14 protein-coding genes and 1 tRNA gene are annotated in these 14270 nt (G+C 74.0%); 5 read left to right on the top strand and 10 right to left on the bottom strand.

Annotated features, from left to right (window positions below; genetic code table 11):
* Positions 1 to 15 precede the first annotated feature (15 nt).
* Complete coding sequence (locus IPL61_03285) at positions 16 to 1632, bottom strand: FHA domain-containing protein (protein ID MBK9030354.1); 1617 nt, start codon at positions 1630 to 1632, stop codon at positions 16 to 18.
* A 185-nt stretch (positions 1633 to 1817) separates the two neighbouring features.
* Between IPL61_03285 and IPL61_03280 the strand changes: the two genes are divergently transcribed.
* Together IPL61_03280 and IPL61_03275 are read left to right on the top strand one after the other, a co-directional pair.
* A tRNA-Leu gene (locus tag IPL61_03280) sits at positions 1818 to 1899 on the top strand.
* Positions 1900 to 2031: 132 nt separating this feature from the next.
* Positions 2032 to 3504, top strand: coding sequence for a GMC family oxidoreductase (locus IPL61_03275; GenBank protein ID MBK9030353.1), 1473 nt, complete (start codon positions 2032 to 2034; stop codon positions 3502 to 3504).
* Positions 3505 to 3506: 2 nt separating this feature from the next.
* Here the strand turns inward: IPL61_03275 and tmpT are convergent, their stop codons facing one another.
* From tmpT to IPL61_03255, 4 genes are all read right to left on the bottom strand, one after another.
* Positions 3507 to 4160, bottom strand: coding sequence for a thiopurine S-methyltransferase (tmpT, locus tag IPL61_03270; protein MBK9030352.1), 654 nt, complete (start codon positions 4158 to 4160; stop codon positions 3507 to 3509).
* Positions 4161 to 4578: 418 nt separating this feature from the next.
* Entirely contained in the window at positions 4579 to 4962 is a 384-nt protein-coding gene (locus IPL61_03265) for a hypothetical protein (GenBank protein MBK9030351.1), read from the bottom strand.
* Positions 4959 to 5186, bottom strand: coding sequence for a hypothetical protein (locus tag IPL61_03260; protein MBK9030350.1), 228 nt, complete (start codon positions 5184 to 5186; stop codon positions 4959 to 4961). Before IPL61_03260 ends, IPL61_03265 begins: the two co-directional genes overlap by 4 nt.
* 37 nt (positions 5187 to 5223) lie before the next feature.
* Complete coding sequence (locus IPL61_03255; protein ID MBK9030349.1) at positions 5224 to 5421, bottom strand: hypothetical protein; 198 nt, start codon at positions 5419 to 5421, stop codon at positions 5224 to 5226.
* Positions 5422 to 5459: 38 nt separating this feature from the next.
* On the opposite strand from IPL61_03255, the gene IPL61_03250 reads away from it, so the two are divergent.
* Positions 5460 to 5843 carry a transposase zinc-binding domain-containing protein gene (locus IPL61_03250; protein MBK9030348.1) on the top strand — a complete coding sequence of 128 codons (384 nt, stop codon included), beginning with the start codon at positions 5460 to 5462 and terminating at the stop codon, positions 5841 to 5843.
* Here the strand turns inward: IPL61_03250 and IPL61_03245 are convergent.
* The 4 genes from IPL61_03245 to IPL61_03230 form a co-directional block, all read right to left on the bottom strand.
* Positions 5840 to 6499, bottom strand: a complete 660-nt coding sequence (locus tag IPL61_03245) for an outer membrane beta-barrel protein (GenBank protein ID MBK9030347.1) — start codon at positions 6497 to 6499, stop codon at positions 5840 to 5842. The genes IPL61_03250 and IPL61_03245 overlap by 4 nt on opposite strands.
* 89 nt (positions 6500 to 6588) lie before the next feature.
* The gene (locus IPL61_03240) at positions 6589 to 7071 is read right to left on the bottom strand and encodes a DUF1993 domain-containing protein (GenBank protein MBK9030346.1); all 483 of its coding nucleotides are present in this window, start codon (positions 7069 to 7071) and stop codon (positions 6589 to 6591) included.
* A 60-nt stretch (positions 7072 to 7131) separates the two neighbouring features.
* Positions 7132 to 7983, bottom strand: coding sequence for an NAD(P)-dependent oxidoreductase (locus IPL61_03235; GenBank protein MBK9030345.1), 852 nt, complete (start codon positions 7981 to 7983; stop codon positions 7132 to 7134).
* A 9-nt stretch (positions 7984 to 7992) separates the two neighbouring features.
* Positions 7993 to 10449, bottom strand: coding sequence for a hypothetical protein (locus IPL61_03230; protein MBK9030344.1), 2457 nt, complete (start codon positions 10447 to 10449; stop codon positions 7993 to 7995).
* A gap of 74 nt (positions 10450 to 10523) precedes the next feature.
* Between IPL61_03230 and IPL61_03225 the strand changes: the two genes are divergently transcribed.
* Both IPL61_03225 and IPL61_03220 read left to right on the top strand, forming a co-directional pair.
* Positions 10524 to 11369, top strand: a complete 846-nt coding sequence (locus IPL61_03225; GenBank protein MBK9030343.1) for an ATP-sensitive inward rectifier potassium channel 10 — start codon at positions 10524 to 10526, stop codon at positions 11367 to 11369.
* 61 nt (positions 11370 to 11430) lie between these two features.
* Positions 11431 to 13188: an aminotransferase class V-fold PLP-dependent enzyme gene (locus IPL61_03220; GenBank protein MBK9030342.1), complete on the top strand. Its 1758-nt coding sequence runs from the start codon at positions 11431 to 11433 to the stop codon at positions 13186 to 13188.
* Between the two features lie 101 nt (positions 13189 to 13289).
* Here the strand turns inward: IPL61_03220 and IPL61_03215 are convergent, their stop codons facing one another.
* Complete coding sequence (locus tag IPL61_03215; GenBank protein MBK9030341.1) at positions 13290 to 14243, bottom strand: hypothetical protein; 954 nt, start codon at positions 14241 to 14243, stop codon at positions 13290 to 13292.
* Positions 14244 to 14270: the final 27 nt, after the last annotated feature.

Raw genomic sequence — 14270 nt, 5'->3', positions numbered from 1 at the left:
GCGAGGACCACCAAGCTAAGCGCGCGTGGGTTCGGACCACGACGCCGCCGGCGCCCCGGTCGGGCGCAGCGCGGTGACGCGGTAGACCTTGAGCTCGTCGGCCTTGCCCTTGACCCGGACCGGGGGCAGCGCCTCGGCCTCGATGCGCTCGGCGACCATCTGGTAAGTGCTCTCGGACAGGATCACCTCGCCCGACTTGGCGACGTTGACCAGGCGCGAGGCGACGTTCATGGCGTCGCCGATCGCGGTGTACTGGAGCGCGCGCGTCGAGCCGATCGACCCGGTGATGACCTTGCCGGTGTTGATGCCGATGCCGATCTTGATCTCGGGCTGGCCCTCGGCCGCGCGGGTGCGGTTGAACTCGGCGAGCCCGTGCATCATGGCCAGCGCGCAGGCGACGGCCTTGAACGGGCCGTCGTCGATCGGGATCGGGGCGCCGAACAGGCCGATGATCTCGTCGCCGACGAACTTGTCGAGCGTGCCCTGGAACTGGAAGAGCACGTCGACCATCACCTCGAAGTACTCGTTGAGCGTGTTGACGACCTCCTCCGGCGGCCGGCCGTCGGACATGGTCGTGAAGCCGCGGATGTCCGAGAACAGCATCGTGATCTCGTTGAGGCGGCCGCCCTTCTCGATGACCAGCTCGCCCTTGACGACCTGCTCCACGACCGAGGCCGGGATCAGGCGCGAGATCTGGGCGCGGGTCTGGGCCTCCTTCTCGATCCGGCTGGCGAGGCGCGCGTTCTGGATCGCGATGGCCGCCTGCGACGCCATGCCGGTGCAGACCTGCAGGTCCTTCTCGGTGAAGGCGTTCGAGGCGAACAGCGAGTCGAGGTGCATCAGCCCGAGCAGCTCGGCGCCGTACAGGAGCGGCAAGGTCATCGTCGAGCGGATGCCCTGCATGATGATCGAGTGCGCGCCCGAGAACCGCGAGTCCATCGTGGCGTCGGACGACAGCACCGCGGCGCGGTTCTGGACCACCTCGGACAGCACCGTCCGCGACAGCACGATGTTGGTGTCGCTCTTGCCGCTGCGGGTCTTGACGTAGCGCGGCACCGGCTCGCCGCGGTCGTCGAGCAGGAGGATCGCGCCGCGATCGGCGCCGACCAGCTCGAACGCCTTGTCGAGGATCTTGGGGAGCAGCTTCTCGAGGTCGAGCTCGCTGCCGACCGCGCGGGCCAGCTCGTGGCCGATCCGGAGGCGCTCGTAGTCGCGCCGCAGCACCTTCTCGTCCGCGAGCTGGCGCTCCGGCATGAAGTCGCCGGTCGAGGCCTGGATCCGCTGGCGGATGTGGCTCTCGGTCAGGCCCGGGGCGATCGTGACCCGGTGCAGGGGCTCCTGGGCGGCGGGCTTGTCGACGAACTGGATCCGGGTGGATCCCATCGTGACCTCGTCGCCGTCCGCCAGGTAGTGCTCGCCCACCCGCTCGCCGCGGAGGAACGTGCCGTTGAGCGACCGCAGGTCCCGCAGCAGGAACCGCCCATCCCCGGAGCGCTGGATCTGCGCGTGTTCCTTGGAGATGATCCGATCCAGGATCTGGATCGTGTTGTCCGGGTGACGGCCCAGGGTGTTGAACGCCCCGAGCTCGAACTCTTGGCGCTCGTCGCCGGAGATGACGATCAGCTTGGCCATGCGATTCCCGAGCGCTTTCGATGGTATGTCGTCAGGCAGCGCCATGTAAAGCGCCGAGGCCCACGGCAATGCACGGTCTGCGCTGTCGTCGCCACGCTGTCACACGAGCGATCACCCCTGACCGATGAAAAAAGTATACGCAGCGCTTGATCGTACGATCCGCCTGAGTATACTTCCCTTCCACCGCGAAAGTGGCGGAATTGGTAGACGCGCTGGATTCAGGTTCCAGTGGGTAACACCGTGGGGGTTCGAGTCCCCCCTTTCGCACGAGCAGGCCACCCGCAAAGGTGGCCTCGCTAGTTTTCGGCGTCGCCGTCGCCGTCGGCGGCGGGCGTCGGCCGGAGGCCCGGAGTTGATCGTGGTCAAGTCGGGGGCGGCGGACGCTGCCACCGTGGATCCATGATCGACGTCCTGGTGATCGGCTCGGGCTACGGCGGCAGCGTGGTGGCCGCGCGCCTGGCGCCGACGGCGCGGGTGGTGGTCGTCGAGCGTGGGCGCTGGTGGCGGCCGCACGAGTTCCCGACCGGACTGGCGGGGCTGGCCCGGGCCTACCGCAGCCGCCGCAACCCGGGCGGGCTGTGGTCGCTGCACCTGGGGCGCGGCGTCGGCGTGGCGACCGCGAGCGCGGTCGGCGGCTCGAGCGCGGTCAACTACGGCATCACCGCGCAGCCCGACGATCACGCCTTCGCGGGCTGGCCGGTGGGCGCGACCGAGCTGGCGCCGTGGTTCGCGCGGGCGCGCGCGATGCTGCAGCCGACGGCGAGCCCCCGCGCCGATCGGCTCGGCGACAAGGCCTTCCTCGATCGGCTCGAGCCCGGTCGCCGGGTCGATCTGGAGAACACGATCGACTGGGCCGCGTGCACCGACTGCGGCGACTGCGTGCTCGGGTGCCGGGTCGGCGCCAAGCGCGGGCTCGAGCGCACGTACCTGGCCGCGGCGCTGGCCCGCGGCGCCGAGCTGCGGCACAGCGTCGAGGCGCTGCGGCTGGTGCCGCGGGCTCACGGCGGGTTCGCGGTCGAGCTCCAGGCGATCGACACCGGCGCGCGCTCGTGGGTGACCGCCGGCAGCGTCGTGCTCGCCGCCGGCACGCTCGGGACGCTCGCGCTCCTGCATCGCAGCGGCGTGCCGGTGGGACCGCGGTTCGGCACCGGGCTGAGCCTCAACGGCGACGGCGTGGCGTTCCTCAAGGGCACGCCGCACGCGCTGGCGGGCGACAGCGGCGCGCCGATCTCGACGTCGGTCCGCATCCCGGTGCGCGGCGACGACGGCGAGGTCCGGACGCTGATGGTCATGAGCGGGCGGGTGCCGCGCGCGGCCCAGCGCCTGGCGGCGGCGGCGCTGATGGTCGTCGGCGGTGGGCGGCGGTGGCGGTGGCTGCGCGACCTGGTGCGGGTCGAGGCCCAGGGGCCGATGGCCCACTCGTTCATGTACAAGCTCGACGCGCAGGATCGCGCGCAGGGGACCGCGCGCTTCACGCCGCGCGGCGTCGTGATCGACTGGCCCGACTACGCCGACGATCCGATCCTGCGCTTCGCCGAGCGGCGCCTGGGCGCCTGGGCCGCGGTCGCGGGCGGCGCGCCGACGCCCAGCCTGGCCCGGCTGCGCGGCATGCCCGGGCTGAGCGTGCACCCGCTGGGCGGCTGTCGGATGGGCCGCTCGATCGACGACGGCGTGGTCGACACCGTCGGGCAGGTGTTCGATCCGCGCGGCGGCGTCTACGCCGGGCTGAGGATCGCCGACGGCAGCATCGTGCCCGGCTCGATCGGCGTGCCGCCGAGCCTGACGATCGCGGCCCTGGCCGAGCGCATCGCGGACGATCTGCGGCGGGGGCATCGGGGCCAGCCGGCGGGGCCTGCGCGCGCGTCGGCGTGACGTCAGGGCCGCGCGATCCAGAAGCAGCGCTGCCGGCCGGTCGCGCCGGCGGCGGCCAGGCGCGGCTGCACCAGGGGCTCGTCGGCCAGCGGCTCGATCGCCGCGTCGGCGAACAGCGCCCGGACCTCGTCCTCGGGCACGGCGAACGGCGGGCCGGGCATCGCCGCCTGCGGGTACTCGAGCGTGACCAGCAGCGTGGGCGCGCGCGGCGCGAGCGTCCGGACGTGCGCGACGTAGCGGGCCCGGTCCGGCGGCGGCAGGGCGATCAGCGCGGCCCGGTCGTAGATCGCGTCGACCGCGCCGAGCACGGCCGCGGTCACCGCGAACACGTCGCCGGCGAAGATCGTGATCGCGCGGTGCTGGTAGCAGGTCAGGTCGTCGACGAGGGTGCGGATCGGCGTCGCGCCGTGCTCGTGGAAGAACGCGGCGACGGCGTCCTCGACCAGCTCGACGCCGACGACGTCGTGGCCGCGCGCGGCGAGGAACGCCAGATCCTCGGTCTTGCCGCACAGCGGCACCAGCACCCGGCCGCCGGGCGGCAGCCGATCGAGGTAGCGCTCGAGGAGGTGGTTGGGGCGGCCCTCGTGAAAGCCGATCTGGCCGGCCTGCCAGCGACTGCGCCAGAACGCGGGGTCCATCCCGGCGGTGTAGCGCACGTGCCCTAAGTAATAGGTGGCGCGGCGGCCCCCCCCGCCCCCGCGCCGGCTGGGGCGGTGGCCTCGGCTCGCGCTGGCCGGCCGCCGGCCGCCCGCCGCCAGAACCGCAACCACCCCCCCCGCCCCCCGCCCCCTGTGGCAGGGCCCGCGTGCGTCCCCCACAGGCGACGACGGCGAGCGCGAAGAGCGCCGCGAGGCGCGCTCGTATCGTCCGCGAATTGTCGCCGATGTCCGGCACGTATGAAGCCCGGTTGCCTGGCATCCCCGCGATGACAAGAAGGGCCAGCGCTTCCACGAGGAGCACCGCGACGTCCACGAGCAGCACGGCGAGCGCCGACCGGCATGTCAGGGTAGCATCGGTCGCGCGGCGTCCCTGGTGGGCATGGTTCGGCGACGGCGCGAGCGGTCGACGTCTCGCTCAGCAGCTCACGATGGTCGGCTTGCCGGCGCGACAGGCAGCGACCAGGCGGCGAAGGTCGTCGGGGTCGCTGGTGTAGAGGACCTCGGCGCCGGCGGTCGCGACCAGCGCCACGTGCGCGTCGCAGACGTCGGTGGTGCGGGTGCGGCCGCACAGCGCGCCGACCTGATGGGCGAGCGGATCGAACGCCGCCGACACGCACTGGCCGAGCGCGCGGGCCAGGTTGGCCTGGGCCCGGGTGCCGCGCCACACCTGGGCCACGACCGTGGTCGGGACGATGACGGCGGCTCGCCGGACCGCGGCCAGCTTGAGCACCGCCCACATCGCCCGGTCGTCGCGCGCCAGCGCGATCAGCGCGCCGGCGTCGAGCACGATGCCGCTCATCGCCGCTTCTTCGCGGGCCGCTGCCGGCGCTCGGCGGCCTGCAGCTCCGCGAGCGTGATCTCGCCGTGCGTCGCCTCCCAGTCGTGCACGACCTCGAGCAAGCCCTGGGCCCGCAGCTTGCTGCGCGCCGCGTCGGCCAGCCAGGTCGACGTCGGCTCGCCGGCCGCGGCCTTGCGGACCTGGCGCGCCAGCTCGGCGTCGAGCGAGATCGCGAATCGCTGCACGGTCATACCGTGGTATTACCAGCGCCCAGCCGACCCGTCAAGCGTGGGTCGCCGGCCGCCGGCGCCGCCCTCTCAGCAAGCGCGGGAGCGCGGCGATCGGCGCCGGCCCGCCGCCGCCGACCGCGCAGCCGCCGTCGTCGGGCAGATCGTACTCGGTGGCGATGGTGACGCGGTCGGTGGCGGCGCCATCGACCAGCCGCAGGCCGACGTGGGCGGCCTCGCCCCACGTCCGCACGCCGAGCACGTACCCGGTCGCGCCACGTCGAGCGCGGGCTGCGCAACTACCTCGGCTGCGGCCTGCTCGACCGCGGCTTCCTCGGTGTCCGCTGCGCCGGTGGCGGCTTCGAGCGGCTCGTCGGCTTCTCCGGCAAGGGCCGCGCGGTCTGTCCCACGTGTCGGGGCCGCCGGATGTCCGATCTCGCCGCCCACCTCGTCGATCGCGTCCTGCCGCGGCCCCCATATCGCCAGTGGACGCTGTCCTTGCCGTGGCCCTGCGCCCGCGGCTCCACAGCGTCCGGTGCTGGGACGACGCCGCGCCCGCGGCGACGCCGGTCCGGTGGTAGGCCGGACCGCGCGTTCGCCTCCGTCCACCGGATCGAGGGTCGGCGCGCGAGGTGCCGGCCCCACGCGCAACTCGCTGGAACCCGGCCCACCTAGAAGTAGTAGGTCGCGCCGAGCGTGAGCGCGCCGCCGCCGCGCTGCGGCTCGGCCGCGGCCGGCGCGCCGGCCATGCGGGCGGTGGCGTCGGGCTCGCGCTGGCCCACGACGATCGCGCGGAGCTCGGCGCCGACGCCGATCTTGCCGATCCGGCGCTCGACGCCGCCGCCGAACCGGACGTCGCCCATCTGGCTGGCCTGGCGCGCCTCGTCGGTCGCGTCGGGATCGCCGTCGCTGGTCGCGCCGAGGCCGGCCACCAGGTACACGTCCCAGCGCGCGAACGGCCGCAGGTGGTACAGCGCCGAGATCGCGACGCTGTCGAGCTGGCGCGCGACCGACGCGTCGACGTCTTGCTCCTGCGCGTGGGCCGCCGACAGCTCGAGCTGCCAGCGCGGCGACAGCCGGTAGCGGAGCTGCAGCCCGCCGCCGCCGTAGGAGGTGCCGCCGTCGTCCATGCCGGTCGGGTCGGGCAGGGTGATCGAGGCGAGGTGGACGCCCACGCCCCAGCGGGCCAGGCGCGGCGCGGGCGCGGGCGCGGCGGCCGGCGGCGTGACCGCGCAGTCGCAGGACCCGGGGGCCCCGTCGGCGAGGGCGACGGGCGTCGCGAGCAGGGTGCCGAGAAACGCGACAGTGACGGCGGGACGTGTGGTGAACATCGACAGGCTCCTGAGCGGCGAGGGGGATAGCCGGGAGCTATCCACGCGCCGTGCCAGCGTCGATCGCGACGATCACCGCGGCCCGCGGTTCACAGGTCGCGGAACGGCAACGCGCCGAGGAACTCGGACTTGCCCAGCTCGACGCCGTTGTGCCGGAGGATCGCGTAGGCGTGGGCCAGGTGGAAGTGGAAGTTCGGGATCGCGAACCACAGCAGGTAGTCCGCCGCCGTCAGGTACTTCCCGGGCATCCACGGGAACTGGATCTGCGCGTCCGCGGCCTCGGCGAAGTCGGTGGGCATGAGCGTGTCGAGGTACGCGATCACGTCGGCGACGCGGGCCCGGCACGCGGCGCAGGTGCGCTGGTCGTCCGCGTGGGTCGGGCCGGGCCGACCGGTCAGCCGGGCGGCGGCGAGCTTGGCGGTGTCGCAGGCCGCGCCGATCTGCCGGACCAGCGGGAACTGATCGGGCGCGAGCCAGGCGGTCAGGAGCGTGTCGGGCTCGAACTTCTTCGCCTCGCCGTGGGCCACGGCCTTGTCGAGCCAGGTGGCGAGCTGGCCGAGCTGCGCGGCCATGTGGGCGATGATCGCGGCGGGGTCGAGCATGGTGGGCGCAGTCTACCCCGCGCGCGATCGTCACGGCGCCGCGGGCGGCGGCAGCGCGAGGACGCCGAGGTCGTCGGCGCCGTGGCCGTCGGCGATCAGCGCGTCGGCGCGGGCGGCGATCGCGGCCAGCGCCGCCAGCGGCGCCGGCGTGACCTCGTCGATCATGAGCCCGAGATCCTTGCGCGCCATCGTCAGCTCGAAGCTGGCCGCGAAGTCGCCGGCCGCCATCTTCTTGCCGCGCAGCTCGATCGCGCCGCCGGGCTTGAGCCGGGTCATCACCTCGAGCACGTCGGCGCCGGCCAGCCCGGCGCTGCGGCCGATCGCCAGGGCGTCGGCCATGCCGGCGGTGATCGCGATGATCATCGCGTTGCCGCACAGCTTCATGGCCGCGGCCCGGCCGTGGTCGTCGCCGACGTACCACAGGTCGCCGGTCATGGCCGCGAGCGCGCCGTCGACGCGCGCGAACACGTCGGCGGCGCCGGCGCACATCATGATGCCCTTGGCGGCGGCGGCCGCGCCCGGCGACATGAACACCGGCGCGTGCAGGAACCCGACGCCGGCGACCGCGGCCCGCGCGGCCCGGGCCCGCGAGCCCGCGACCGACGTGGTCGTGTGATCGATCACGACCGCGTCCGGGGTCAGGACCGGCAGCACCTCGGCCAGGATCGCGTCGACGGCGGCGTCGTCCTTGACGCACAGGTGGACGCGCGTGGCTCCGGCGGCGGCCTCGGCCGGGGTCGCGGCGGCGCGGGCGCCAGCGGCCACCAGCGGCGCGAGCTTGCGCGCGGTCCGGTTCCAGATGGTGATGCCGCCGGTGGTGGCGAGCAGGTGGCGGACGAAGCCCGAGCCGAGCAGGCCGGTGCCGAGGAACGCGATGGGCATGGCCCGACGCTACCTGATCTCGATCGCGCCGGCGCCGTCGAGGCGCACCCGCAGCCGCCCGGGCTCGGCCAGCCAGCAGGCCCGGGCGCAGGCCGCGAGCTCGGCCGCCGACGCGACCGCGGTGATCGGCGCGCCGTCGACGGTCACCGCCGCGGCCGTCGCCACGCGCGGCGCGGTGGCCGCGCGCAGATCGAGATCGAACGTGGCCGCGTCGTACTGGCCGCCGGGCGCGAACGTCAGGCGGTAGGCGTCGGCGCTGGCGCCGCCGGTGGCCCGGGCGCCGTCGTGGAGCGTGACCTCGGCGGCGCCGCCGTCGGGCGTGATCACCAGCCGCAGCTCGCGGCCGTAGGCCGGATCGGCGTACGACGTGACGCCCGGCGCGGTCGCGGGCTCGAGCGTGTCGGCGGCGCGCGCGAACATCGGCACGAAGCGATCGGCGGCGCGCCACAGCGGCAGCTGCTCGAGCGGGGCCGCCGCGGCCAGCGCGGTGGCGCCGTCGCCGACGACCGCGGCGCCGGTCCACCAGTCGATCCAGCGGCCCGGCGGCAGCACCGTCGCGCGCGTCGTGGCGCCGGCCTCGACCACCGGCGCGACCAGGACGTCGTCGCCGAGCAGGAACATCGCGTCGTCGCACGCGGCGTCGGGGTAGACGAAGCCGCACGGGCGCGTGACCGGCGTGCCGTCGGCGCCGGCGGCCTGGGCCAGCGTCCACAGGAGCGGGTTCAGGTCCATGTGCAGCCGGGCGTAGGTCCGGTACACGTCGAGCGCCGGGGCCGGGTACAGCGCCGTGTCCCACGGGTTGTGCGACGGGCCGCCACCGCCGAGCTGCATGATCGTGCCGAGCGCGGCGTACTGGGCCCAGCGGCACAGCACCTCGGTGGTCGGCGTGCCCTCGCGGTAGCCGCCGATGTCCGAGCCGAAGAACGGATAGCCCGACACCGACAGCGACAGCCCGCCGGCGATCGCCGCCGGCAGGCCGCCGACGTTGCGCTGGCCGGCGCCGTTGTCGACGCCGTGGCGCGAGAAGTCGCTGTCGAGATCGCCCGGCCAGATGCTGGTGTTGCGATCCTGCTCGCCCCAGGCGCCGGCGCGGGTGATCAGGAAGCCGTCGCCGGGCGGCAGCGCGCCCAGGTAGGTGTCGTGGTACGCGCGGTTGAAGATGCCGTGGAGGTCCTGGTTGTCGCCGGCGCTGGTGCGGATCGTGAGCTTGATGCCGTAGAGCTCCGGCACGACGTCCTCGCCGTAGTCGAGCTTGAAGCCCGAGATCCCGCGGCTCGTGACCCGCGCGATGCGCTCGCGCCAGAACGCGACCGCGGCCGGGTTGGTGAAGTCGATGAGCCCGACCGGGCCGGCGTTCCACGGGAACGGCATCGTGCGGCCGCCGTCGTCCTGCACGAACAGCCCGGCCGCGTCGGCGGCGCGGTAGTCGTCGGCGGTCGCGCCCGACGGCAGCAGGTACGGCGTCGACCACACCACGACCCGGTAGCCGAGGCCGCGCAGCTCGGCCAGGAGCGCGTCGACGCCGACGAAGCGGGCCTCGTCGAAGACGAACGTGTTGTAGCCGGTCTGCCACGGGTTATCGATCCACAGGGTCGAGCCGGGGATCCCCAGCGCGCGCATCTGCTGGGCGTCGTCCCTGACCTCGTCGCTCGACCGGTGCTCGTTGCGCCACTGCTGCGGCGCCAGCGCCCACCGCGGCGGCACCGCCGGCCGCGCGGTGCCGGCGACGTAGCGGCGGACCAGCGCGAGCGGCGCGTCGGCGACGAACAGCTCGAACGCCAGCGGGCCGCGCTCGGGCAGGCCGAACGTCGACGCCAGCGCGTCGGGCGCGGTCGCGCCGACGTCGAACGCGCCGACCCGGCGATCGCGCACGAACAGGCCCAGGCCGCGCCGGGGCCACAGCGCCAGCGGCACCGGCACGTGGGCCTCGTTGAGCCCGGACTCGCTGTCGCCGTCGACCCGGAACTGGGCCTCGCGGATCTGGCCGGTGGCCCGGGCGCCGCCGAAGCTCTCCCCGAAACCGTAGATCGGCTCGTCGGCCGCCATCGGCAATGTCACCCGCGTGAGCACCGCGTCGGCCACCGCCGCGGCGTCGACCAGCAGGGTCGCGTCCTGGGCGCCGGCGCCGGCCTCGAGCCGGAGCCGGACGCCGCCCTCGAGCACCAGCCACCCGTCGGCGGTCAGCGCGGTCGCGCGGGCCGGTCGGGTCCAGGTCAGCGGGTCGACCCCGGTGGCGCGCGGGTCGTAGTAGTGGCCGGGATCGATCGCCGGCACCGTGGCCACCTCGAGGAACTGGGCGCGGGTGATCGTCCCGCCGGCCGGGGGCGCGATCGTGATCGCGAGCGGGTCGGTCGTGATCGTCACGGCCCCGACCGAGACGCTGGTCGGCGGCGGCGTCGGGCCGCCGTCGTCGCCGCACCCGAGCAGGAGCCCCAGGACCGCACACGGACCGAGCAGGCGACGCATGGCGGGCAGTGTCGCAGAGGTCGGCGGCGCCGGGGCAAAACTTGCCCGCGCGGCCGCGGGATCGATGATGCGTCATGCCCGGCCCGCCCGCGCCCGCGCCCAGGTTGATCCTGCTCGGGGACCGTCGGCGTCCGCTCCAGGACCTGTACCACGCGCTGCTGATCCGGCCGTGGTGGTTCGCCCTCGGCGGCCTGGCCGTGGCCATGGTGGCGCTGAACCTGGTGTTCGCGCTCGTCTACTGGGCGATCGGCGGCGTCGCCAACGTCCACGGCTTCGGCGACTGCTTCTTCTTCAGCATCCAGACCGCGGGCACGATCGGCTACGGTGGCATGACGCCGACGACGACCGCGGCCAACGTCGCGGTCGCGATCGAGTCGATCGCCAGCCTGCTGGCCACCGCGCTGGCCACCGGCATCGTCTTCGCGAAGTACTCGCGCTCGACCGCGCGGATCCGGTTCGCGCGCCACCCGACGATCGCGCCGTTCGACGGCCAGCCGACCCTGCGCCTGCGCATCGGCAACATGCGCGGCAACAGCATCGTCGAGGCCCAGATCCGCGTGGTCTACAGCCGCACCCACGTGACCCGCGAGGGCGAGACGTTCTACCCGCAGGTCGATCTGACGCTGGTCCGCGATCGCGCGCCGGCGCTGGCGCGGGCCTGGACCGTGATGCACACGATCGACGCGACCAGTCCGCTGGCCGGCGCGACCGCCGCGTCGCTGGCCGCGATCGAGGCCGAGCTGCTGGTGTCGGTGACCGGGGTCGACGAGACGACGCTGCAGACCGTCCACGCCCGGACCGCCTACGACGCGAGCGCGATCGCCTGGGGCGCGCGCCCGGCCGACATCGTCGAGGATCGCGGCGCCGGCGGGTTCGTGGTCGATCTCGGCCAGTTCGACGAGCTGGCCCAGGTCGGCTGACGCACCGCGGCAGGGCCGTGGCCATCGCGGCGGCGGCGGCTTTGCGATACACCGGTTGGAGATGTCCGCCAGTGACCGCCTGATCGAGACCATCCGCAGCGCCATCATCGGCGACGACAGCGCCCTCGACGGGCCCTACGGGTCGCGGCGCGTGACCTACGCCGACTACACCGCGTCGGGGCGGTCGCTGACGTTCATCGAGGACTTCATCCGCACGCAGGTGATGCCGCTCTACGCCAACACCCACACCGAGACCTCGGGCACCGGCCTGCAGACCACCCGCTTCCGCGAGGAGGCCCGGGCGATCATCAAGGCCGCGGTGGGTGGCGGCCCCGACGACGTCGTGATCTTCTGCGGCTCGGGCGCGACCGGCGCGATCAACAAGCTGATCGACATCCTCAACCTGCGGCTGCCGGCCGATCTCGACGCGCGCTTCCACCTGACCGATCAGATCCCGGCGGCGGCCCGGCCGGTGGTGTTCATCGGCCCGTACGAGCACCACTCGAACGAGCTGCCGTGGCGCGAGTCGATCGCCGACGTGATCACGATCGGTGAGGACGCCGACGGCCACGTCGATCTGGGCGAGCTCGAGGACGAGCTGCGCCGCTACGCCGATCGCCCGCTCAAGATCGGCAGCTTCTCGGCCGCGTCGAACGTGACCGGCATCGGCTCGGACACCCGCGCGATCGGCGCGCTCTTGCACCGCCACGGCGCCTACGCGCTGTGGGACTTCGCCGCGGCCGGGCCGTACGTGCGCATCGAGATGAACATGGCTGACGACCGGCCCGACGGCGACCTGATCTACAAGGACGCGGTGTTCCTGTCGCCGCACAAGTTCATCGGCGGCCCGGGCACGCCCGGCGTGCTGATCGCCAAGCGCCACCTGTTCCACAACTCGGTGCCGGCGACGCCCGGCGGCGGCACCGTGCAGTACGTCAACCCCGAGGAGCACCGCTACCTGGACGACCCCGAGCACCGCGAGGAGGGCGGGACCCCGGCGATCATCGAGTCGATCCGCGCCGGCCTGGTGTTCCAGCTCAAGGAGGCGGTCGGGTGGGAGACGATCCGGACGCGCGAGCACGAGTTCATCGAGCGGGCGATCGCGTCGTGGACCGCCAACCCCGACCTGCTCATCCTCGGCAACCACGACGCGTGGCGCCTGTCGATCGTGTCGTTCGTGGTCCGTCACCGCGACGCCTACCTGCACCACAACTTCGTCGTCGCGCTGCTCAACGATCTGTTCGGCATCCAGGCCCGGGGCGGCTGCTCGTGCGCGGGCCCGTACGGGCACCGCCTGCTCGGCATCGACCTCGCGACCTCGAAGGAGTTCGAGCGCGAGATCGTGCGCGGCTGCGAGGGCATCAAGCCCGGCTGGGTCCGGGTCAACTTCAACTACTTCCTGTCGGAGACCCAGTTTCAGTACCTGATCGACGCGATCCACCTGATCGCCACCGACGGCTGGAAGTTCCTGCCCGACTACACGTTCTGCCCCGAGACGGGGCTGTGGCGCCATCGCCGCGGCCGGCCCGACGCCACGATGCGCCTGGCCGACGTCACCTACCGGACCGGGCGGATGGAGTACCGGTCGCGCCACGCCACCGAGCCCGAGAGCGCGCTCGGCGGCTACCTCGAGGAGGCGCGCCGCCTGGTCGCCGCGCGCAGCGCCGGGGTCGCGGCCGACGCCATGACGCCCGGGCCCGAGGCCGAGCGCACGGTCGACTTCGAGGCGCTGCGCTGGTTCCCGCTGCCGACCGAGATCGCCGCCGAGCTGACCGGGCAGGTGGCGTCGCCGTGCCCGCGGCCGTCGTTCAAGCGCTGACGCGGGCGGCGCTGATCGCGTGCGGTGGCGATCGCGTCGGCGCGGCTGGCGGCCGTGGCGCCGACCGAGCGCCGCCGTGGCGCGCGGGCCCGTCCGGAGCTTCAGTAGCGGACGCCGATGGTCAGCTCGGCGTCGACCGAGCGGTCGATCGCGCCGTAGACGTCGGGGATGTCGGCGTCGGGCAGGAAGCCGAGGTCGCCGCCGCCGCTGAAGGTCATCGCGACGTGGTGGTAGCCGAGGCCGGCGTGGGCGAACAGCCCGCGCGCGACCGGCAGATCGACGGCGGCGGTCAGGTCGTAGGCGCTGATCGTGCCGGGGCCGTAGCCCGCGTCGCTCATCAGCTCGCCGGCGTCGAGGACGTAGTGGTAGCCGCCGCCGAGCGCGATCGTGGCCCGGCCCCGGACCATGGCCTCGGCCCGCGCTGACACGGCGATCGACCGATAGTCGGCGTCGGGTAGCTCGAGCCAGTCGGGGCGCTCGTCGACGCGGTGGCTGGCGCTCTGGTGGGCGGCGCCGACGTCGAGCAGCACCGGCCCGAGCGGCTGACGGTAGCGCAGGCCGATCGACCAGGCGCTGTCGACCACCGGCAGCTCGAGCAGCTCGTCCGCGACCTCGTCGTCGAACGTGGCCGTGGCGCCCAGCGAGTGGCGGTACGACGCGGTGATGCCCGGGCCGACCAGGCGGCCGCGGTCGTCGCGGCCGCCGGCCGGGAACAGCGCGGCCGCGACCTGCGCGCCGATCAGCGTCGACTCGGGCGAGGTCGCCGGCAGGTCCCCGATGGCCGTGCCGCTCGACACGTCGAACGCGAGCGTGCGCGTCGACGTGTACGGGCCGAGCGCCAGCTCGAGGCGCGGGGTGGCGGCGGCGCGCGGGGCCGGCGGCGCGGGGCGATCGAGCGCCGGCAGCGGCGCGGCCGGCGGCGCGGAGGTGCGCGATGAGTCCTCGAACGCGACGCGGTCACGGGCAGCCGTGGTGGCGAGGTCGGCGCGCGCGAGGGGGAGCGCGGCGCCGGCGGCGACGAGGAGGGCGGTGGTGGTGGGGATCCGAGGGCTCATCGCGACCTCCGAGAGCTGAGTGGACGT

The organism is Myxococcales bacterium (genome assembly GCA_016717005.1).
GTDB lineage: Bacteria > Myxococcota_A > Polyangia > Haliangiales > Haliangiaceae > UBA2376.
Note: the sequence above shows the minus strand (reverse complement) of the source record. Positions and strands in the feature narration are given on the sequence as shown.

Coding starts and splice junctions, on each gene's coding strand:
- IPL61_03225 (MBK9030343.1), top strand. CDS start 10,524: ATGCCCGGCCCGCCCGCGCCCGCGCCCAGGTTGATCCTGCTCGGGGAC.
- IPL61_03230 (MBK9030344.1), bottom strand. CDS start 10,449: ATGCGTCGCCTGCTCGGTCCGTGTGCGGTCCTGGGGCTCCTGCTCGGG.
- IPL61_03220 (MBK9030342.1), top strand. CDS start 11,431: ATGTCCGCCAGTGACCGCCTGATCGAGACCATCCGCAGCGCCATCATC.
- IPL61_03245 (MBK9030347.1), bottom strand. CDS start 6,499: ATGTTCACCACACGTCCCGCCGTCACTGTCGCGTTTCTCGGCACCCTG.
- IPL61_03285 (MBK9030354.1), bottom strand. CDS start 1,632: ATGGCCAAGCTGATCGTCATCTCCGGCGACGAGCGCCAAGAGTTCGAG.
- IPL61_03235 (MBK9030345.1), bottom strand. CDS start 7,983: ATGCCCATCGCGTTCCTCGGCACCGGCCTGCTCGGCTCGGGCTTCGTC.
- IPL61_03265 (MBK9030351.1), bottom strand. CDS start 4,962: ATGAGCGGCATCGTGCTCGACGCCGGCGCGCTGATCGCGCTGGCGCGC.
- IPL61_03240 (MBK9030346.1), bottom strand. CDS start 7,071: ATGGCCGCGCAGCTCGGCCAGCTCGCCACCTGGCTCGACAAGGCCGTG.
- IPL61_03215 (MBK9030341.1), bottom strand. CDS start 14,243: ATGAGCCCTCGGATCCCCACCACCACCGCCCTCCTCGTCGCCGCCGGC.
- IPL61_03275 (MBK9030353.1), top strand. CDS start 2,032: ATGATCGACGTCCTGGTGATCGGCTCGGGCTACGGCGGCAGCGTGGTG.